The sequence below is a fragment of the Photobacterium sp. Alg240-V54 genome, from assembly GCF_900537155.1.
Taxonomy (GTDB): Bacteria; Pseudomonadota; Gammaproteobacteria; order Enterobacterales; family Vibrionaceae; genus Photobacterium.
The window spans coordinates 64,198-85,705 of record NZ_UNRL01000009.1 but is presented as its reverse complement, the minus strand read 5'-3'; the positions used below and the strand labels follow the sequence as shown (position 1 = coordinate 85,705).

General features: G+C 41.2%; 17 protein-coding genes and 1 tRNA gene. 7 read left to right on the top strand and 11 right to left on the bottom strand.

Translation table 11 applies throughout. The annotated features are described in order from the left end of the window. Positions 1–8: 8 nt before the first annotated feature. Genes leuC through leuA form a run of 3 tightly spaced genes read right to left on the bottom strand, consistent with a single transcriptional unit; the run spans position 9 to position 4,137 of the window. Positions 9–1,445 carry a 3-isopropylmalate dehydratase large subunit gene (leuC, locus tag G6R09_RS17010; RefSeq protein WP_163923669.1) on the bottom strand — a complete coding sequence of 479 codons (1,437 nt, stop codon included), beginning with the start codon at positions 1,443–1,445 and terminating at the stop codon, positions 9–11. 11 nt (positions 1,446–1,456) lie between these two features. After that, complete coding sequence (gene leuB / locus G6R09_RS17005) at positions 1,457–2,545, bottom strand: 3-isopropylmalate dehydrogenase (protein WP_163923666.1); 1,089 nt, start codon at positions 2,543–2,545, stop codon at positions 1,457–1,459. A gap of 50 nt (positions 2,546–2,595) precedes the next feature. Next, the gene (leuA, locus tag G6R09_RS17000; protein ID WP_163923663.1) at positions 2,596–4,137 is read right to left on the bottom strand and encodes a 2-isopropylmalate synthase; all 1,542 of its coding nucleotides are present in this window, start codon (positions 4,135–4,137) and stop codon (positions 2,596–2,598) included. An 860-nt stretch (positions 4,138–4,997) separates the two neighbouring features. Between leuA and leuO the strand changes: the two genes are divergently transcribed. The 4 genes from leuO (at position 4,998) to ilvN (ending at position 10,683) form a co-directional block, all read left to right on the top strand. Beyond that, positions 4,998–5,957: a transcriptional regulator LeuO gene (gene leuO / locus G6R09_RS16995; protein ID WP_065166871.1), complete on the top strand. Its 960-nt coding sequence runs from the start codon at positions 4,998–5,000 to the stop codon at positions 5,955–5,957. A 353-nt stretch (positions 5,958–6,310) separates the two neighbouring features. Next, the gene (locus G6R09_RS16990; protein WP_065166870.1) at positions 6,311–8,134 is read left to right on the top strand and encodes a long-chain fatty acid--CoA ligase; all 1,824 of its coding nucleotides are present in this window, start codon (positions 6,311–6,313) and stop codon (positions 8,132–8,134) included. Positions 8,135–8,467: 333 nt separating this feature from the next. Next, positions 8,468–10,186, top strand: coding sequence for an acetolactate synthase 3 large subunit (locus G6R09_RS16985; RefSeq protein WP_065166868.1), 1,719 nt, complete (start codon positions 8,468–8,470; stop codon positions 10,184–10,186). Beyond that, a complete protein-coding gene (gene ilvN / locus G6R09_RS16980) occupies positions 10,186–10,683 on the top strand; it encodes an acetolactate synthase small subunit (RefSeq protein WP_163923660.1) in 498 nt (165 codons plus the stop codon). Before G6R09_RS16985 ends, ilvN begins: the two co-directional genes overlap by 1 nt. A 71-nt stretch (positions 10,684–10,754) precedes the next feature. On the opposite strand, the gene G6R09_RS16975 is transcribed toward ilvN, so the two are convergent. The 7 genes from G6R09_RS16975 to rpsU all read right to left on the bottom strand — a co-directional run bounded on the left by G6R09_RS16975 (position 10,755) and on the right by rpsU (position 18,444). Beyond that, complete coding sequence (locus G6R09_RS16975) at positions 10,755–11,378, bottom strand: FCD domain-containing protein (protein WP_065166867.1); 624 nt, start codon at positions 11,376–11,378, stop codon at positions 10,755–10,757. Between the two features lie 371 nt (positions 11,379–11,749). Next, positions 11,750–13,162 (bottom strand): pyruvate kinase PykF, encoded by a 1,413-nt coding sequence (pykF, locus tag G6R09_RS16970; RefSeq protein ID WP_163923657.1) that lies wholly within the window; start codon positions 13,160–13,162, stop codon positions 11,750–11,752. Positions 13,163–13,668: 506 nt separating this feature from the next. Further along, positions 13,669–13,744 (bottom strand) — tRNA-Ile (locus G6R09_RS16965). A gap of 179 nt (positions 13,745–13,923) precedes the next feature. Next, positions 13,924–15,777 (bottom strand): RNA polymerase sigma factor RpoD, encoded by a 1,854-nt coding sequence (gene rpoD / locus G6R09_RS16960; protein WP_065166865.1) that lies wholly within the window; start codon positions 15,775–15,777, stop codon positions 13,924–13,926. Between the two features lie 92 nt (positions 15,778–15,869). Continuing rightward, complete coding sequence (gene dnaG, locus G6R09_RS16955) at positions 15,870–17,624, bottom strand: DNA primase (RefSeq protein ID WP_065166864.1); 1,755 nt, start codon at positions 17,622–17,624, stop codon at positions 15,870–15,872. 130 nt (positions 17,625–17,754) lie between these two features. Then, positions 17,755–18,198 carry a GatB/YqeY domain-containing protein gene (locus G6R09_RS16950; RefSeq protein WP_163923654.1) on the bottom strand — a complete coding sequence of 148 codons (444 nt, stop codon included), beginning with the start codon at positions 18,196–18,198 and terminating at the stop codon, positions 17,755–17,757. 30 nt (positions 18,199–18,228) lie between these two features. Continuing rightward, a complete protein-coding gene (rpsU, locus tag G6R09_RS16945) occupies positions 18,229–18,444 on the bottom strand; it encodes a 30S ribosomal protein S21 (RefSeq protein WP_005301411.1) in 216 nt (71 codons plus the stop codon). A gap of 248 nt (positions 18,445–18,692) precedes the next feature. Between rpsU and tsaD the strand changes: the two genes are divergently transcribed. Continuing rightward, positions 18,693–19,709: a tRNA (adenosine(37)-N6)-threonylcarbamoyltransferase complex transferase subunit TsaD gene (gene tsaD, locus G6R09_RS16940; protein ID WP_065166907.1), complete on the top strand. Its 1,017-nt coding sequence runs from the start codon at positions 18,693–18,695 to the stop codon at positions 19,707–19,709. A 64-nt stretch (positions 19,710–19,773) separates the two neighbouring features. On the opposite strand, the gene plsY is transcribed toward tsaD, so the two are convergent. After that, a complete protein-coding gene (plsY, locus tag G6R09_RS16935) occupies positions 19,774–20,388 on the bottom strand; it encodes a glycerol-3-phosphate 1-O-acyltransferase PlsY (protein ID WP_065166862.1) in 615 nt (204 codons plus the stop codon). Between the two features lie 250 nt (positions 20,389–20,638). On the opposite strand from plsY, the gene folB reads away from it, so the two are divergent. Then, positions 20,639–20,992, top strand: a complete 354-nt coding sequence (gene folB, locus G6R09_RS16930) for a dihydroneopterin aldolase (protein WP_065166861.1) — start codon at positions 20,639–20,641, stop codon at positions 20,990–20,992. Next, the gene (folK, locus tag G6R09_RS16925; protein ID WP_065166860.1) at positions 20,992–21,465 is read left to right on the top strand and encodes a 2-amino-4-hydroxy-6-hydroxymethyldihydropteridine diphosphokinase; all 474 of its coding nucleotides are present in this window, start codon (positions 20,992–20,994) and stop codon (positions 21,463–21,465) included. Before folB ends, folK begins: the two co-directional genes overlap by 1 nt. Positions 21,466–21,508 lie beyond the last annotated feature (43 nt).

Here is a 21,508-nt window from a genome sequence, read left to right as displayed (position 1 = left end):
TCCTTTTGTTACGCAGATACGGGATCAAGTTGGCGAATATCGATAAAGTGACCAGCACAGGCTGCCGCAGCTGCCATGGCGGGGCTAACTAAATGGGTACGACCATCACGACCTTGGCGACCTTCAAAGTTACGGTTACTAGTAGAAGCGCAGCGTTCACCAGGGCCTAAGCGATCGTTATTCATTGCTAAACACATTGAACAGCCAGGTAGACGCCATTCAAAACCTGCATCAAGAAAGATTTTATCTAATCCTTCTTGCTCTGCTTGTGCTTTGACCTGTTCTGAGCCTGGAACGACTAAAGCTTGAACGTTAGCGGCCACTTTACGGCCTTTAGCAATCGCTGCTGCTGCGCGCATATCTTCAATACGTGAGTTAGTGCAAGAACCGATAAACACTTTATCGACAGAGTAATCAGACAGTGATTTTTGAGCTTCTAATCCCATATAAGCTAATGCTTTTTTTGCAGATGCTTGTTCTACAGGATCAGTAAAACTTTCAGGTGCTGGAATAGGCTCATCTACCGCAATCACTTGACCAGGATTAGTACCCCATGTGACTTGTGGTTTTATATCCTTAGCATCCAGTGTCACTACCGCATCAAACTCGGCCTCAGGATCGGATTTCAAGGATGTCCAGTATGTTACCGCAGCGTCAAAATCAGTACCTTTGGGAGCAAACTTACGATCTTTAATATAATCAAAGGTGGTTTGATCCGGTGCAATTAAGCCAGCTTTAGCACCAAGTTCAATTGCCATGTTACAAACGGTCATTCGACCTTCCATAGACAAATCGGTGATTGCTTCGCCACAGAACTCAACCACATAACCGGTTCCGCCAGCTGCGGTGGTTTTACCGATAATGGCCAGTACAATATCTTTAGCGGTAATGCCTTCCGCTACTTTGCCGTTAACTTCAATCTTCATGGTTTTAGCACGAGATTGTTTTAGAGTTTGAGTGGCTAATACGTGCTCCACTTCTGAGGTACCAATACCGAAAGCTAAGGCACCAAATGCACCATGGGTAGCGGTATGTGAGTCACCACAAACAATGGTCATACCGGGTAAGGTAATGCCAAGTTCTGGCCCCATCACATGGACAATACCCTGATATTTATGGTTCAAGTCATATAATGTAACCCCGAAATCAGCGCAGTTCTTGGCAAGTGTTTCCATTTGGATTCGTGCCATTTTACCTGATGCGTTGATGTCTTTGGTTTGAGTAGAAACATTATGATCCATAGTGGCAAAGGTTTTAGCGACTTGGCGAACACGACGACCTTTTTCGCGTAAACCATCAAATGCTTGCGGTGAGGTAACTTCATGCACTAAATGGCGATCAATGTACAAAATTGGGTTTTCACCCGCTGCTGCAACAACGACATGAGCATCATAAACTTTTTGATATAGTGTTTTAGCAGTCGTTGATGATGTGTTATTCGACATAATGATGCTCCTTATGCTTGCTGAATATAGGCTGCGATTTTGTCACCCATTTCGCTGGTGGTTAGGGCTACACCTGCGCCAGCTAAGTCTGCCGTCAGCTCTCCTGCTTCAAGTGCTTGAGCAACCGCTCTTTCTATGGCGCGTGCTGCTTCTTCTTCACCAAGGCTATAACGTAGCATTAAGGCTGCTGATAGAATCTGTGCAATTGGATTGGCAATATTTTTACCTGCAATATCAGGTGCTGAGCCGCCTGCAGGCTCATACATACCAAATTTTTGTTGATTTAAACTTGCAGATGGCAACATGCCCATTGAGCCTGTGATCATGGCGCATTCGTCAGAAATAATATCGCCAAAAATATTTGAACATAGCATCACATCAAACTGCGATGGATCTTTAATGAGCTGCATGGTGGCGTTATCAATGTACATGTGAGTTAAGCTGACATCGGGATAATCTGCGGCAACTTCTTCAACCACTTCTCGCCATAAAATTGAGCTTTGCAGAACGTTAGCTTTATCAATTGAGCATACTTTTTTACGGCGTAATCGTGCCGATTCAAACGCAATTTTTGCAATCCGCTCAATTTCATAACGATGATAAATTTCAGTATCAAATGCTTTTTCTTGCGCCCCTTCACCTTCACGGCCTTTGGGTTGACCAAAGTAAATACCGCCAGTGAGTTCGCGTACGACTGCAATATCAAAACCCTGCTCAGAAATATCAGCGCGCAGTGGTGAGAAGCGTTCTAACCCACGGTGAATTTGTGCCGGACGTAGATTACAAAACAATTGGAAGTGCTTACGCAACGGCAATAGAGCGCCACGTTCAGGTTGATCGTTAGGGGCTAGGTGTTCCCATTTAGGGCCACCGACAGAGCCAAATAACACCGCATCTGCAGCTTCACAGCCTTTTAGGGTAATTAACGGCAGCGGACAACCATGATTATCAATCGCAATACCGCCAACATCGAACTGGTGACAATGAAGTGTTATATCGAATTTTTGTTGTACCGCAGCCAATACCTTGTGCGCTTGCTGCATGACTTCTGGGCCAATACCGTCACCGGGTAGTACTGCTATATTATATGAACCTGCCATGGTAGATGCTCTCCGTAATGTACCAAAAATAAAATGGAATTCTTAATCCGTTATTGGCTATGTTGTTGTTTGATGGTTGCTATTTGATCTGCGCGATGAATACTATTGATAACATGGATCAGAGCCTGACCTGATGCCTCAACAATATCGGTGGCTAAACCGGTACCGTGATATTTGCGACCTTTATAATTAGCAATGATATCTGCTTGGCCTAAGCCATCTTCACCTTCGCCTTTGGCGGTAAGATCAAATTTATCTAATACGATTTCATAACCGGTTAGACGATAGATACATTGATAAAGCGCATCGACAGGCCCGTTGCCCACAGCGGCTTCACATTTTTCTTCGCTGCCACATTGAAGCTTAATACTAGTGGTGGCCATCACGCTGCCAGATTGCACGCTTAAATAGTTTATTTTGAAAAAGTCATCTTCATCGCGCAGATTAGCAAAATGCATTAATGCTTCTAGATCGTAATCAAATACTTGGCCTTTACGATCAGCTAGCTTTAAGAAGTCAGCGTAAAGTTTATCCAGATCATAGTCGTGTTCAGTGTAGCCTAATGTATCCATATGACTTTTAACGGCGGCTCGGCCTGAACGGCTGGTTAGATTTAAAGCCTGATTTTTAAGGCCGATAGAAGTTGGGGTCATGATCTCGTAGGTGTTCTTATTTTTCAGCATGCCATCTTGGTGAATACCTGAAGAGTGACTAAAGGCATTGCCGCCAACAATGGCTTTATTAGCTTGAATTGGCATATTGCATAACTGACTGACCATTTTACTGGTGCGGTGAATTTCGTCATGTTTGATATTGGTATGGACGCCCAAAAGTGATTGGCGAGTTTTAATGATCATTGCTATTTCTTCGAGGGCGCAGTTACCAGCACGTTCACCAAGACCATTTATGGTTCCTTCAACTTGACGAGCACCAGCTTGAATTGCTGCCATTGAGTTAGCGACTGACATGCCAAGATCATCATGGCAGTGAACAGAGATGACGGCTTTATCGATATTAGGCACACGTTCAAACAGTTGGCTAATAATGCCACCAAATTCACTTGGTAGGGTATAGCCAACAGTGTCTGGAATATTAATGGTATTGGCACCGGCATTGATAGCAGCCTCTACCATGCGGCATAGATTATCAATCGGTGTCCGGCCTGCATCTTCACAAGAAAATTCGACATCATCAGTATATTTACGTGCCCGTTTTACCGCGGCAACACCCATTTCAATTACATCATCATAGCTACGACGTAGTTTATCTTGCACATGAACCGTTGAGGTTGAAATAAAGGTATGAATGCGAAATGCTTCGGCGACTTTTAATGATTCAGCTGCTACATCAATATCTTTTGCTACGGCACGAGAAAGGGCGCAGATACGGCTATGTTTAATGTGCTTTGCGATAGTCTGTACTGATTCAAAATCACCGGGAGATGAGATAGGAAAGCCGGCTTCGATGACATCGACACCTAAACGTTCAAGCGCATAGGCTATTTGCAATTTTTCTTTAACGGTTAAACTGGCTGATAATGCTTGCTCGCCATCACGCAAGGTTGTATCAAAAATAATGACCTGATCTTTCATAGTGACATCCTTTTAAATATAAGCCGATATAAGGCTGAGTTCCGCATCCACTTGCGCTGGTCAAAATATGAAAAAACCCGCGCTTGTTTGCGCGGGTTTTGAAATCTTTGGTGGTGTTTCCCACTCGATAGCAACCCGCGTGATTATGTCACGATAAGGAGGAGAGCTAAGAGGATAGAGAAACGTGTTTTCATTTTATTAAAGACTTCAATTAATTTAGTTAACAAATGAATATCAAATAGACAGGCTATAGGTCAACCAAAAGTTGTGTTTTTTTTGTACTTTACATGTGGGTTTATGCTATCAACAGCGAGCAAGATGATGCTAAATCAGTTTTAGAGTAGGTGCTTACTAACGATAAGAGTAGAAGTTGATAGTTAATATTAATAAGAATATCAATTATATGTTTAATCAATAATATAATAATTAGTAATCGCTATTAATTGTTATATTTATATGTCGGTAATTATTAACTTAAAATATAGATAAAAATTAAATATATAGTAGGTGGGTATTATTTTTGTTGTGAATTTTAAATTGAAAATAAATGATAATTCTTGAAATAAAAACGCTATTTTATCTTATTTTATTAACGATTGTTTTATTTATATTAAAATTAAATGGCCTATTTTTTAATCTAAGGTATTGAAATTTAATGTTTTATTTTCCTGAATTATAATTAAATAAGTGACTGTTCATATTATCTTATTTTCTATTATTAGTTTCATCAATCTATATGGTTGATACTTAATGCATCCCAACAAGGGCATTCAAAGCAGACACTGTAGATAATTAAAATAACGTCTAAGTAAGTATGGCATTGCGATGCACTAATAATAATTAAATTTTAGAGGTATACCATGAGCCGAACGACTACTTCAGTTTCTGCCGTTGATAATTACAGTATGGAATCAACATTACGCAGTGTTGATCTTAATTTATTAACCGTTTTTGATGCTGTTATGCAGGAACAAAATATTACTCGCGCTGCGCAAAATTTAGGTATGTCGCAACCGGCAGTAAGTAATGCAGTTGCACGTTTAAAAGTGATGTTTAACGATGAATTATTTATTCGTCATGGTCGTGGTATTCAACCAACGCAACGCGCTAAACAATTATTTGGTCCATTGCGTCAGGCACTACAATTAGTAAAAAATGAATTGCCATGTTCTATCTTTACGCCATTAACATCAAACCGCACTTTTAAACTTGCCATTTGTAGCCCTTCTGATATGCGTTTTGCGCCAACAGTATTATCGACGATGCGCGATCAAGCACCAAATATTCAACTCCAACTAGAAGCTGAATTAGATGCAGAATTGCCACAAAAAATGCGTTATCAAGAAGTGGATTTTGTAATTGATTACGCACGATTTGACGAAGATGGTTTTTGTAGTACCGAGCTATTTTGTGATGAGTTAGTGGCAATTGTTGCTAATAACCACCCTCGAATTGGTGACAGTATCACTGCTGATGATTTTAATACTGAAATGCATGCAGTTCTAAAATCAGTATCAGATGTCAAAATGTTCGCTGATGACATTTATAACCACAGTGCAGTAAATTGTCAGGATGCATATCAAGGTGCAAGTCTAAACGACATTATGTTTGTGGTTAGCCAATCTGAGTTGATTGCTGTTGCTCCACGCTGGTTAGCTGAAGCGTCTGCTGATAACTTACAACTTAAGGTATTACCATTACCCTTTGCTAACGCCAAGATCACCGGCTACCTAAGCTGGCATGAATCTACGCAGAAAGATAAAGGTAATATCTGGATGCGTGATCAACTAATGGCTATCTGTGGTGATCTGACCAGCTAATAATTGATATAGCGCTACTATAAAGCCAGCTTAAATGCTGGCTTTTTTATTGGTTGAGTAAAATCATATCAGCTAACGTAATGGTATTTTAATTGGCATGACTTAAAGCTGATATTTCTGCGCTAATTATTTATTACGATTTTTGGTTATGAGGTCATGTTATTTATAGATTCTTACACTTTTATTGTTTAGTTAAAAAGTTATTGAAGACAATAAGTAAGCAGGTATACAGTGATATGGATCATTAGAACCTATAATTTAATATGCATTATAGTTGGCTTTTTAAAGACTGAATTGTAGACTGCACCTCTCAAAATAAGCTTACAAGTGTAAGCTAAAAAAATAGAGTACTTATGGCACAACATGATTTCCATATTGTTCACCGCATTCGTCAGCAAATTGCGCGCTTAGGCGACAGTCCTGCTTTACGTCATCAAGTTAATGGTGAGTGGCAAGATATTAGCTGGAATAATTTTGGTGAAAAAATTCAACAATTAGCATTAGCATTGTTAAATCAAGGGTTAGCAGTACAAGATAAAGTGGGTATCTTTGCTAATAATATGCCTCGTTGGACTGTTGCTGATTTTGCCTCACTGTATAACCGTTGTGTTACGGTTCCTATTTATCCAACCAATACCGCTCAACAAACGGCTTATATTCTGCAAGATTCGAATGTTAAAGTACTGTTTGTTGGCGAGCAAGCACAGCTAAATACTGCTGTTGCGATAGCTGACCAATGTCCAAATTTAGAACGCATTGTCGCCCTAACCGATAATGTGGAATTACCTCAGCACCCGTTAGTTTGTCATTATGCCGATTTTTTAAAGACCGCAAGTGCAGAGCATCAGCCTGAACTCGATAGGCGTCTTGATAATCTCGTAATGGATGATTTATTAACCCTGATTTATACCTCTGGCACTACCGGTACGCCAAAAGGGGTGATGTTAGATTACGCCAATGTTGCCTCACAAATTATTGCGCATGATGAACGTTTAGCACTCGATGAAGGCGATACCTCATTGTGCTTTTTGCCGTTATCACATGTGTTTGAGCGAGCTTGGACATTCTATGTGTTGCACCGTGGTGTGATTAACTGCTATCTCTCTGACACCAATAAGCTTAAAGAAGCATTGGTGGATGTAAAGCCTAATTACATGTCTGCTGTGCCGCGGGTATACGAGAAAATATATTCTGGCGTTCATGAAAAAGTGTCGCGAGCACCGTTTCAACGTAAGATTATTTTTACTTGGGCTGTGAATATGGGAGCAAGAATGTCACTTGCCCGCCAGCAATGTCGTGAACCATCATGGTTATTAAAAAAGAGTTATAACCTTGCTGATAAAATGGTGCTGTCTAAACTGCGCGCGGTATTGGGTGGTAATATCAAGTGTATGCCATGTGGTGGTGCTAAATTAGATGCTGGCATTGGTCGTTTTTTCCATGCTATGGGGATTAACGTAAAGTTAGGCTATGGCATGACAGAAACCACTGCGACGGTGTCTTGTTGGGATGATCGCTGTTATAACCCTGATTCAATTGGTATGCCAATGCCAGGTGCTGAAGTTAAAATTGGTAAAGATAATGAAATTTTAGTACGCGGTCCGATGGTGATGCGTGGCTATTACAATATGCCAGAAGAGACAGCGAACAACTTTACTGATGATGGATTTCTTAAAACGGGTGATGCGGGTTATATCGATGAGCAAGGTAATTTGTTTATTACTGATCGTATCAAAGAGTTAATGAAAACATCGGGCGGTAAGTATATTGCACCACAAGTGATTGAAGGTGCGATTGGTAAAGATCATCTAATTGAACAAATTGCGGTTATTGCTGACACACGTAAATTCGTATCAGCATTGATCGTACCGTGCTTTGAAAGCCTAGAAGAGCATGCACGTGAACTTAACATTAAATATCAAGACCGAATGGAATTGGTTAAACATAGCCAAATTGTTGAGTTAATTGAAAAACGTGTTATTGAGCTTCAAAAAGATTTAGCCCGTTTTGAGCAAGTGAAAAAATTTACCTTATTACCAAAATCGTTTTCGATGGATAAAGGTGAACTGACACCAACTCAAAAATTACGTCGTAAAGTGATTCAAGATCGTTACCATAAAGAGATTGAACATATGTACGAAGAAAGCCACAAAAAAGCCCAACAAAAAGACGACTAAGTTGTTTTTTGCTTATATTTAAGAAAGAAGCCCATTCGGCTTCTTTTTTTATGGCTGTTATATAGTGATAACCTCTAGTTTATTAGTTGGTAATAGTGGTTACTAGCAGCTTGTCAGATAATGTTTTATATAAAGCATTGGTAATTGCACCCGCAGCAGATAAAAACCGTAAATTCCTATTTTGATCTAGCAATGAATGCTGCAAAAGCGTTAAGGTTGTTAAGGTTATTCGTGGTTGTTATTGCAACTGTGATAAACATAGCATGCTTAGTCATGTATTTTATTAGGCTAAAAATAAGCCCTAACTATGTTTCATCGATCTGGAGACAAAATATGGAAATGTTGTCTGGCGCAGATATGATCGTTCGATCAATGATCGATCAAGGCGTTAAGCATATCTTCGGTTATCCCGGAGGTTCGGTTCTTGATATTTATGACGCGCTGCATGAAAAAAGCGATATTGAACATGTGCTAGTACGTCATGAGCAAGCCGCAGTACATATGGCTGATGGCTATGCACGAGCAACGGGTGATGTTGGGGTCGTGTTAGTCACTTCAGGCCCTGGTGCAACTAATGCGATTACCGGCATTGCAACGGCGTATATGGACTCAATTCCATTAGTGGTATTGTCTGGCCAAGTGATGAGTAATCTAATTGGTAATGATGCTTTTCAAGAGTGTGATATGGTTGGTATCTCACGACCGGTGGTTAAGCACAGCTTTCTGGTAACAAAACCTGAAGATATTCCCACTATTATCAAAAAAGCGTTTTATATTGCTGCAAGTGGCCGCCCAGGACCTGTTGTGGTCGATATTCCTAAAGATATGCTCAATCCAGCACAAACCTATCCGTATCAGTATCCTGAGTCGATTGCTTTACGTTCATATAATCCGACCACACAAGGTCACAAAGGCCAGATTAAACGTGGTGTTAAAGCCTTATTAGCCGCCAAACAACCTGTGCTCTATGTCGGTGGTGGTGCAATTATGTCAAGTTGCAGTGAGCAACTAATGACCTTAGCTGAAAGCTTAAATATTCCGGTGGTTAATACCCTTATGGGGCTTGGTGCTTTTCCTGGTACACATCAGAAATGTTTAGGCATGCTCGGTATGCATGGCACCTATGAAGCTAATATGGCAATGCATAACGCAGATTTAATTTTTGGTATTGGGGTTCGATTTGATGATCGAACAACCAATAACCTTGAGAAATATTGTCCAAATGCCACCATTATGCATATCGATATTGATCCCTCATCGATATCAAAAACAGTCGCGGTTGATATTCCGATTGTTGGTTCGGCAGAGACAGTACTCACCAGCATGATTAAACTGATTAATGAACAAGATAGTGTTGAGCATCAACAATTATTGCAGCCATGGTGGCAACAAATTGCAACTTGGCGTCAGCGTCAGTGTTTACAGTATGACACCACCAGTGAGCGTATTAAGCCGCAACAGGTGATTGAATCCTTGTACCGTCTTACTGGTGGTGATGCCTATGTCACTTCTGATGTTGGTCAGCATCAAATGTTTGCTGCATTGTATTATCCGTTTGATAAGCCGCGCCGTTGGATTAACTCAGGTGGACTTGGCACTATGGGCTTTGGTTTACCTGCCGCGATGGGGGTTAAATTTGCCTTACCTGATGCAGAAGTGGTGTGCGTAACGGGGGATGGCAGTATTCAAATGAATATTCAAGAGCTTTCAACCGCATTGCAATACGATATTCCCGTGAAAATTATCAATCTTAATAATCGTTTTCTTGGCATGGTAAAGCAATGGCAAGATATGATTTATCAAGGTCGCCATTCTCAATCGTACATGGACTCTGTACCTGACTTTGCCGCTATTGCAGAAGCCTATGGTCATGTGGGCGTAAGGATCTCTGATCCCAAATTGCTGGATCAGCAATTAGAGCAAGCATTAGCCTTAAAAGATAAGTTGGTATTTATTGATATTAGTGTTGATGAAACTGAGCACGTATATCCAATGCTTATTCGTGGTGGTGCAATGAGTGATATGTGGTTAAGCAAGACGGAGCGAACTTAATGCGTAGAATTATTTCGGTATTACTTGAAAATCAGCCAGGTGCGCTTTCTCGAGTGGTGGGGCTGTTTTCTCAGCGCGGTTATAACATTGAGTCATTAACCGTTGCGCCCACTGATGATGCCACATTATCACGGTTAAATATTACCACTCATGTTAAAGATGAAGCTGCTTACGAACAAATAGAGAAACAACTGCATAAGTTAATTGATATTTTAAAGGTCAGTAATATCACTGAATCGGATCATATTGAGCGTGAGTTAATGCTCGTAAAAGTCAAAGCCAGTGGTTTTGCTCGTGCAGAAGTGAAACGTACAGCTGATATATTCCGTGGTTTAATTGTTGATGTGACCAGTCAGATTTATACCATCCAAGTAACGGGTACCAGCGAAAAACTCGATGCTTTTTTAGCAGCGGTCGGTGAAGCAACAGACATTATTGAAGTTGCGCGTAGTGGGGTTGTTGGTCTTGCTCGTGGGGAGCGGGCGCTAAAAATATAGCTGCAACCGTATAAAAGAAAACCCATGCCATCAATGTGTCATGGGTTTTTTATTTAATTATTAGCGTAAAACTACAGATAAGGACTAACCGAGCTAACAGCATTTTTAGAGTGGTTATTTAGAATCGTTTGGGCAAGCTCAATATCACGATCTAATACCGCCTTCATTAATGCTTCATGTTCACCGTCATCATTGTAACGGCTATCACTATCTCGTAATTTGCTCAGCCAAATGTGGCGATAACGTTTAATTTGTTCGTAGATATCAACATAAAGATCAAGTAACACTGGTGAGTTACTGCCAGATAAAATAGCAATGTGAAAATCGCCATGGCGTTGCTCCCACTCAGAAAGATCAGCGTCATCAGAGGTTGGGTTAAGGCGGCTTAACTTATGGTAACTGGTAAGGATGTTGAGCTCCCAAGCTTCATTACCTTGTAAAATCGCTTTTCTTAACAGCTCATGTGAGATTAGTTGATGAGCATTGAAAAGATCAGTCAATTCCTCAACCGATACCGGTGCTACCCAGCAGCCTTTTTGTGGCGCAAACTTGACGTACTTTTTCCACGATAATTGGACAAGAGCTTCACGAATAGGTGAAGCGCCAACTTGATAATGTTCTTTTAAATCGGCAACAACAAGTTTTTGTCCGGGAGTCAATTTGCCAAGCAAAATATCTTGTCGTATGACCTCCATGATTTTATTTGTTTGCGTAGGACTGGACACAGTTTCCCTCTTTATTGTTATTGTTATTCGACACAATACAGACATAACATTGTCAATGTTATGTGTGCTAGTACCTATTGATAAGAAGTATAACTGGCTTTGTTTATCGCTTAAACATTAAAGAGAGGGATAAACAAGGATTCGAATGGATTGACACCAAGAATGTAACAATTACGAGCTATATATTTATAAAATGATATGCCAATAAAGTTTTGGTGGTGGTTATTTTATAAATCAAGTGAGGGTTGCTAATATTGAAAGCGAATAAGATTAAAAACAGCGTAATTTGTCCAAATAAAAAGGGAGCCAAAGCTCCCTTTTTTATCACTGTTTACGAACGATTATAGTACGTGAACAGATGCAGTATTCGTTGTGCCTGAAGCAACAAGTGCACCAGAAACCATTACAACGATATCGCCTTTAGCACCAAGACCAGTTTCTAACGCTAGCTCTTTACCACGAAGGTAGAATGCGTCAGTGCTGTCAATTGATTCAACAACAACAGGTGTAACACCTTTAGAAAGACATAGCTGTGCTGCTGTCTTAGTATTTGTTGTTACAGCAAGGATACGTGCTGTTGGGAAGTATTTACGGATTGAACGAGCAGATTTACCTGCTTCAGTTGCAACGATGATCAGTGGAGCACCTAGCTTCTCAGCTGTATCAACTGCACCTTTACATACCGCTTCAGTGATACGTAGACGTGGGCTATCTAGACGTGAACCTAGCTCAGCTTTAAGTACTTTGTCGGTACGAGAACAGATTTGCGCCATGATAGTTACAGCTTCAATTGGGTATTTACCCTTAGCTGATTCACCTGAAAGCATTACTGCATCAGTACCATCCATGATTGCGTTAGCAACATCACCCGCTTCTGCGCGTGTTGGACGTGGGTTCTTGATCATTGAATCAAGCATTTGAGTTGCAGTGATAACCACTTTACGAGCGCGGTTACACTTCTCGATCATCATCTTTTGAGCAAAGATAACTTCTTCAACTGGAATCTCAACACCAAGGTCACCACGAGCAACCATGATACCGTCAGATGCTTCAAGAATAGCATCAAAGTTATCAACACCTTCTTGGTTTTCGATCTTAGAGATGATTTGAATGTTAGCGCCGCCGTTTGCTTCTAGTAGCGCACGGATTTCTAGCACGTCTTCAGCCTTACGGATGAAAGATGCAGCAACGAAATCAACACCTTGCTCACAACCAAACTTAAGGTCAGCTTTATCTTTTTCAGCAAGTGCTGGAAGTTTTACTGAAACGCCAGGAAGGTTAACACCTTTGTTTTCACCTAGGTCACCGCTGTTAAGTACTTTACACTTAACTTCAGTTTCTGTTGTTTCCAACACTTCCATTTCAATTAGACCGTCGTCTACAAGGATAATGTTGCCTTTTACTAGGTCTTTAGCAAAACCAGGGTAAGTCACAGCCACACGGTCTTGGTTACCGATTACAGATGTATCTGTTGTGAAAGTGAAATCTTGACCAGCTACTAGAGTGAAGTCATTGCCACCTTCTAGCTTGATAGTACGAATTTCAGGACCTTTAGTATCTAGCAAGATTGCTAGTTCTTTACCTGTATTAGCCATAACTTCACGTAAGTTAGTGATACGCTGACCGTGCTCTTCAAAGTCACCGTGCGAGAAGTTAAGACGCATTACGTTCATACCAGCGTTAGCTAGTTTAGTAAGCATTTCTACAGATTCAGTTTTCGGTCCAATCGTACATACGATCTTGGTCTTTTTCATTGAGGATACTCTCCGGACGAACTTGCTACCCAAGGGAAAATTAACATTAACCATTACCAAATAACCAATTTATTTTGTTATCTGATAGTGAATAATGAATAAATAAAAAACTCTTTCAATATTACTTTAAAAAAGCGTTAATGCGCTTTTGTAAAGTTCATCTACATGCTAGAAAACGCCATTTAGTATGTCACTATTACGAGTTAACGAGCAGAAAAATGCCTATTAAACATTGATTTTAGTCTCAATATTCAAGCGCAGGATTATAGCAGATATTCCACCATTTAGCACCCTGAGATATAGCTGTTCATTGTCGATGGTGCGTGTGACATAAAAATGATGATTATGTGGAAAAATAAAAACAAAGCTTTGCTATTTATCAAGTGTCGGTGTGTTAATGATATTTTTTATGCTGGCACGACAGTAAAATATGCCGTATTGATGATATTACTGTCGTTGAAAACCAAAAAAGGCTGAAGTAAAAATACTTCAGCCTTTTGAAATTTTGGTGGCCCCTCCCAGACTTGAACTGGGGACCAAGCGATTATGAGTCGCCTGCTCTAACCACTGAGCTAAGGGGCCATATGCGGCAAATTATAGGGGATGGCGAAACGCTTGTCTAGCGATTAACACTAAAAAATTGTTTGCTTTTTCGACAGTTAGAAAAATAGAATAAGTCTCGCAAACTTTTAATGTCGTTATTGCATATAATAAAAAAGCGAGCTAAGAGCTCGCTTTTTTGATTACATTATCGCGTGTACTTATTCGTCAAGGAAACTACGAAGTACATCAGAACGGCTAGGGTGACGTAATTTACGTAACGCTTTTGCTTCGATCTGACGGATACGCTCACGAGTAACATCAAACTGCTTACCCACTTCTTCTAGCGTATGGTCGGTATTCATATCGATACCAAAACGCATACGAAGTACTTTAGCTTCACGTGGCGTTAGGCCAGCAAGTACATCGTTAGTTGCAGCACGTAAGTTTGTTGCCGTTGCTGCATCCATAGGTAGCTGAAGTGTTGTATCTTCAATGAAATCACCTAGGTGCGAATCTTCATCATCACCGATAGGGGTTTCCATTGAGATTGGCTCTTTAGCAATCTTTAATACCTTGCGGATTTTGTCTTCCGGCATTTGCATGCGTTCAGCCAACTCTTCAGGTAACGGCTCGCGACCCATCTCTTGAAGCATCTGACGTGAGATACGATTCAATTTGTTGATGGTTTCAATCATGTGTACTGGAATACGAATAGTACGTGCTTGGTCAGCGATTGAACGTGTGATTGCCTGACGGATCCACCATGTTGCGTAAGTTGAGAATTTGTAACCACGACGGTATTCAAATTTATCAACCGCTTTCATTAGACCGATATTACCTTCTTGAATAAGATCCAAGAATTGTAGACCACGGTTGGTGTACTTTTTGGCAATAGAGATAACCAAACGCAAGTTTGCTTCAACCATCTCTTTTTTCGCACGGCGTGCTTTCGCTTCACCGATTGACATGCGACGGCTAATATCTTTGATACGCTCAATAGACAGGCCGGTTTCTTGCTCAAGAATACGTAGCTTTAACGTCGAACGACGAAGATCTTCTTCATAGTTCTTTAGACGTTCAGCGTACGGCTTGCCTGAGTTAAGTGCTGTGTCAATCCAATCACTGTTTGATTCATTACCACCAAATAGGCTAATGAATGTTTTCTTTGGCATTTTGCTGTTATCAACACACATACGCATGATAAGACGCTCGTTAGTGCGTACCTTATCCATAGAATCACGTAGTGAGCTAACTAGACGGTCAAATTGCTTCGGAATCAGACGGAATTGCTTGAAGATCTCTGATAGCTCTTCAACGGCAACTTCGGTAGTAGCGTGTTGACGACCATTTTCACTAATAGCTAATGCCATTTTTTCATAGGACTGACGTAGTTCTAGGAACTTTTCACGTGCTAGTTCTGGGTCAATGCTGCCGTCGTCTTCTTCTTCGTCCGTCTCATCATCATTGTCATCATCGTCTTCAAGATCTTTATCTTCATCTTCAAGATCAGTTTCGCTTAGCTCTGAACCAATGTGCGTTGCTGTTGGTGCTGCGGTCGCTTCTTCGTTAGGATCAACAAAGCCTGAAATGATATCAGTTAGACGAAGTTCATCAGCTTCAACTTTGTCAAACTGCTCAAGTAAGTGAGCGATTGCTGAAGGGTATTCAGCAACAGAACATTGAACTTGGTTAATACCATCTTCAATGCGTTTTGCGATATCAATTTCGCCTTCGCGAGTAAGTAGTTCAACCGTACCCATTTCACGCATGTACATACGTACTGGGTCAGTTGTGCGACCGATCTCGCTTTCTACGCTTGATAATGCTTGCGCCGCTGCTTCAATGGCGTCTTCGTCGGCATTATCTTCAGTCATCATGAGTTCATCGGCATCAGGGGCAGTTTCAACTACCTTAATGCCCATGTCATTAATCATTTGAATAATGTCTTCAACCTGATCAGAATCAACGATATCTTCTGGTAGGTGGTCATTTACTTCGGCGTAGGTCAGATAGCCTTGTTCCTTGCCTTTAGCAACAAGTAACTTTAGCTGTGACTGCGGATTTTGCTCCATAGACGGTATCCAACTTCGGGTCTGAGTGATAATTTAGTATGCAGAGTTGCAAACCAGTCATTATAACAAATTTCTTAATTGTTGACTACTTATTAGACAGGGCGATTCAGCGTTAATAGCTGTAACTCCTGCTTTTCTTCGACTGATAAGCCGACAGTTCTTGATTTAGTCTGCAACTGTTCAATTTGTTGATTAACACATTGGATAATTATCTTATCCATTGCGTCTAAAAATACATCGAGGCTGTTGTCTTCATCATTTGACAACGGCAACTCCCACGCGGCAAGCCGAGCCATCATGGCTTCATTCTTGGTGCCACGCCAATATTCTAAAAGCTGTCCTGTGCTAATATTGGGGTTGCTTCGGCATTTATCAACTATCGATAGCAATAAATTTAAGCCAGCAAGCTCAATACCAGTAAATGCATCCATATCAAATTCAAGTTGTTGCACAAAGTGTGGATGCTGAATCAGCAAGGCAATAACTTCTCGCATCGGGGTGCGTTTAATTTGTACTTGGCCGACAGGCTTTGTGACTTGACCATGTTTTGAGAGTAATTGTTGTAATTGGGCTTCATCGGGTAAACCGAGTTTTTTACCTAGTAACTCACGCAAGTATAGTCGTAGCGTACCACCTGGTACTTTATCAATTAAAGGAACCGCTAAAGTGGTTAACTTGGCTTTGCCTTCACGACTGCTGGTATCAATTTGAACCATTAGACTGTTAAATAAAAAATCAGATAACGTTGTAGCGGTATCAATGCGTTGTTCAAATTGGGCTTTCCCTTCCGCACGAATACACGAATCTGGATCTTCGCCATCAGGTAAAAACATAAATTTTAACTGGCGACCATCGGTGAGGAAGGGCAATGCTTGCTCCATCGCTCGCCATGCAGCTTCGCGTCCAGCACGGTCACCATCATAGCAACACACAACGGTGCTAGTCTGACGGAACAGACTTTGAATATGATCACCTGTGGTAGCTGTTCCTAGTGATGCGACAGCGTAATCGACCCCAAATTGGGCCAAAGCCACCACATCCATATAACCTTCCACCACCATGATTTTTTCAGGCTCACGATGGGTTTGTAATACTTCATATAAACCGTAAAGCTCACGGCCTTTATGGAAAATATCCGTTTCTGGTGAGTTAAGGTATTTCGGTGTCCCATCACCTAATACTCGACCACCAAAACCAATCACACGTCCACGGCGATCATGGATCGGAAACATCACTCTGCCACGAAAGCGATCATAACGACGACCTTGGTCGTTTTCGATCAACATGCCGGTGTTTACAAGTGATTTTTGCGATTCATTATCACGCCCAAAGCGGGTGCGGACCATATCCCATTGATCGGGAATAAAACCGATATTAAATTTCTTTACAACATCGCCAGATAAGCCTCGACCTTTAAGGTAATCTACGGCAACTTGTGCTTCTGGTGCGCGTAATTGTGATTGATAAAATTGTGAAACTTGGCTCATCAACTCATAGTAATTACGTTTATCAGCCGCTTTAGGACCACGTGGCGCAGTGCCGTCATTTTCTCGTGGAACTTCTAATCCTAACTGCGAGGCAAGCTCTTCGATGGCATCAACAAACTCTAATCGATCATACTCCATTACGAAGTCAAGTACATTGCCGTGAACACCACACCCAAAACAATGATAGAACTGTTTTTCTTGGCTTACCGAAAAAGATGGTGTTTTTTCATTATGAAATGGGCAACAAGCTCCAAAGTTCTTGCCTTGTTTTTTGAGTTTTACACGCGCGTCAATGACATCGACAATGTCATGTCGAGAGATTAAATCATCGATAAATGAACGCGGTATTTTTCCTGCCATAACAAAGTAAACAACCTAGAGTAAGTCAATAAAGAGTGTAACGGTAGCCCGTTAAAGTGGGATTGTCAGATACAAACAAGCCGCGCATTCCAAAAGAATAGCACGGCTTGTTGCAGAATAAGAGGAGTGATTAACCTAGCTTGATTTTCACCAGCTTGCTAACAATCCCCATATCGGCACGACCCTGAATTTGCGGTTTCAGTACGCCCATGACCTTACCCATATCTTGCATGCTAGCAGCACCCGTTGCAGCAATAGCATCATCCATCAAAGCAGAGATTTCATCTTCACTTAACGGTTGAGGCATAAATTCTGCAAGAACACTGATTTCAGCATGTTCAACATCAGCAAGATCTTGACGGCCTGCAGCTTCATATTGAGCTACAGAGTCACGACGTTGTTTCACCATTTTGGTCAACACTACTAACACGTCGTCATCGGAAAGAGTGATCTTTTCGTCAACTTCGCGTTGTTTAATTGCAGCAAGCACCAAACGGATGGCACCAAGACGAGGTTTATCCTTCGCCTTCATCGCCGCTATTTGTTCGCTTTTTAGGCGTTCAATAAGAGTCATTACGCGATCCTTCTGTTTATAATCTAACGATTAGTACAGACGAACGCGACGCGCGTTTTCGCGAGCCAATTTCTTCAGGTGACGCTTAACTGCCGCTGCTTTAGCACGCTTACGTACAGTTGTTGGCTTTTCGAAGTGCTCACGACGACGAACTTCAGAAAGGATACCTGCTTTTTCGCAAGAGCGCTTGAAACGACGTAGTGCTACGTCAAACGGTTCGTTTTCACGTACTTTGATTACTGGCATGTAATACTCACCTCAGAGTGATTCGGTTTAATACTGACGTCAAAGTGTCAGTCGATTAAAATGGTGCGAAATTCTAATCTGATTTGGGGGTATTTGTAAAGCATTCTGCGCCTATGAACTGGTTAATTTGTGTTAACAGCGGTAACATGGCACTCAATCCCCCCCTTACAAACCTACGTGAATTATCGGTTGTTATTGAAACTATACTGATTTTTCATATTGGGTCACCGAATAGTATAGAGGCTGTTATGCGTATATTGGGCATTGAGACCTCCTGTGATGAAACAGGTATCGCAATTTTTGATGATGAAAAAGGCTTATTGGCACATGAACTTTACAGTCAAGTAAAGTTACATGCTGATTATGGCGGTGTGGTGCCTGAGTTAGCATCACGTGATCATGTTAAAAAAACCATTCCATTAATTACTGCGACACTTGCTGCTGCAGGCTTAACCCCAGACGATCTTGATGGTGTTGCTTACACGGCCGGCCCTGGTCTGGTTGGTGCATTATTGGTTGGCGCGACCATTGGTCGTAGTCTTGCATACGCATGGGATTTACCAGCTGTGGCTGTCCATCACATGGAAGGCCACTTATTGGCTCCAATGTTGGAAGATAACGCCCCTGAGTTTCCATTTGTGGCACTGCTTGTCTCTGGTGGACATACCATGATGGTGGATGTTCGTGGCATCGGTGATTATCAGATCCTGGGTGAATCTGTTGATGATGCAGCAGGTGAAGCGTTTGATAAGACGGCTAAGATGATGGGGTTAGATTACCCAGGAGGCCCGTTACTGTCCAAAATGGCAGAGCAAGGTACTCCGGGAAGATTTAAGTTTCCACGTCCAATGACGGACCGCCCAGGGCTTGATTTCAGTTTTTCAGGTTTAAAAACCTTTGCAGCGAATACGATTCGTGGCAATGATGATGATCCACAAACGCGTGCAGATATTGCTTACGCATTTCAAGATGCGGTGGTAGATACATTAGCGATTAAGTGTAAGCGAGCATTGAAGCAAACAGGCTACAAGCGCTTGGTGATTGCCGGTGGCGTAAGTGCCAATAAATCGTTACGTCAGCAACTTGAAACCTTGATGAAAGGCATGCGTGGCGAAGTATTTTATCCGCGTACAGAGTTTTGTACCGACAACGGCGCTATGATTGCTTATGCTGGCATGCAGCGTCTGAAAAATAATGAATTAATGGATCTTGGGGTTAAGGTTTATCCGCGTTGGCCTATCGATCAGTTGAAACCTATTGCTTAATGGCGATTATGTGTTAGGTTAAATAAAAAGCGAGAGTGAATACTCTCGCTTTTTTTATGCATTTTTATTGCTTTTCGTTACTTTTTCGGGCAAATTTCTGCCATATCTTGGTTTCGTCACCATCAAGTAAACGCCGAATATTGTCTTGGTGTCGAAAGATAATTAAGCACGAAAGCATAGCTACTGGCATGGTGTATTCAGGTTTAACCATCCATGTCATCAGTGGTGCTGCTAAGGCGGTGATCAGCGATGCTAGTGATGAGTAGCCTGTCAGTGTTAACGCTAATATCCAGATACTGATTAAACTACCGCTAAGATCCCAGCCGATAGGCGCTAGGGCACCAAGTGCTGTTGCAACGCCTTTACCACCTTGAAAATGAAAGAAAATCGGATAGATGTGACCTAGGCAAGCTGCAATACCTATAATACCGAGTAGAAAAGGATTTAAGCTAAAAAAGTAGCTTAACCATACTGGAATCATACCTTTAAGGATATCAGCAACAAGAACTAACGTTGCTGCAACTTTGCCACCGAGGCGAAGTACATTGGTTGCACCTGGGTTACGTGAACCATGAGTTCGAGGATCAGGGAAGTGGTACAGTTTTGAAATTAACACTGCACTGGAAATTGATCCTAATAAATAGGCAGCAATGATCATCAGTAACGCTAATGGTGTCATGCAATGTCCTGATTATGTAAACGTTAAATTGTGCTATGTGTTGACGTTAAATGTTAGTTAGATCTTATATTTATCAATATTAATACTGATAAATATCAGGGTGTTTATGGCTGTGATATAGTCGCTGTCATGGTCAATATTAACTGTATTGTTGACCTGTTAGCATTAATGAACGCTAACAATATAGCCTGATAATACGCGTTTTTGTGTGTATTAGGTATCCGACCTCTAACAAAATTAGCGATTAAATATGGACACGGTATTTATAGAACAACTTGAAGTTATCGCCACTATTGGAGTGTATGACTGGGAACAGCAAATCAAGCAAAAATTGGTGCTGGATTTGGAGATGGCTCACGATAATCGTCCGGCAGCAGTCAATGACGACGTCAATTTAGCCTTAGATTATTCAACGGTAAGCTCTGCTGTGACTGACTATATCACTCAAGGACGTTTCTTATTGGTAGAGCGAGTTGCTGAAGATATTGCTAACCTAATCATGACTCAGTTTGCGGTACCTTGGATTAAAGTAAGAGTGACTAAACCTGGTGCTATTGCTAATGCGCGTGGGGTTGGTGTTCAAATTGAGCGAGGGATGAAGTAGTGATCACTGCTTATATCAGCATTGGTAGCAATGTTGAGCGTGAACATTATTTACCTGCTGGAGTTGCTGCAGTTGCGAAATTGGCAACCACATGGCGAATGTCGCGTGTATTTGAAGCTGAACCGGTGGGTTTTGAGGGTGATAATTTTTTTAATGGTGTGATTGAAATAAAAACATCATTATCACTGGTTACTCTGCAACAATCATTAAAAGCGATTGAACGTCAGCTTGGGCGACCTGATAACGCGGTAAAAAATCAAAGTCGTACTATTGATCTTGATATTTTACTTTATGGTGATGTGATTAATGAAGCATCACCGACGTTACCTCGCTCTGATCTGTATAAATTTGCATTTGTATTATGGCCTATGAGTGAGCTGTGCCCTGAGTTAGTTATTCCCGGGCAACAACAAACAATTGCGCAATTATGGCAAAAATTTTCACCTCAACAGTCATTATGGCCTGTTGAATAATACTGAGTAAATTATTACTTGGCTGGCATGTTAAAATATCAAT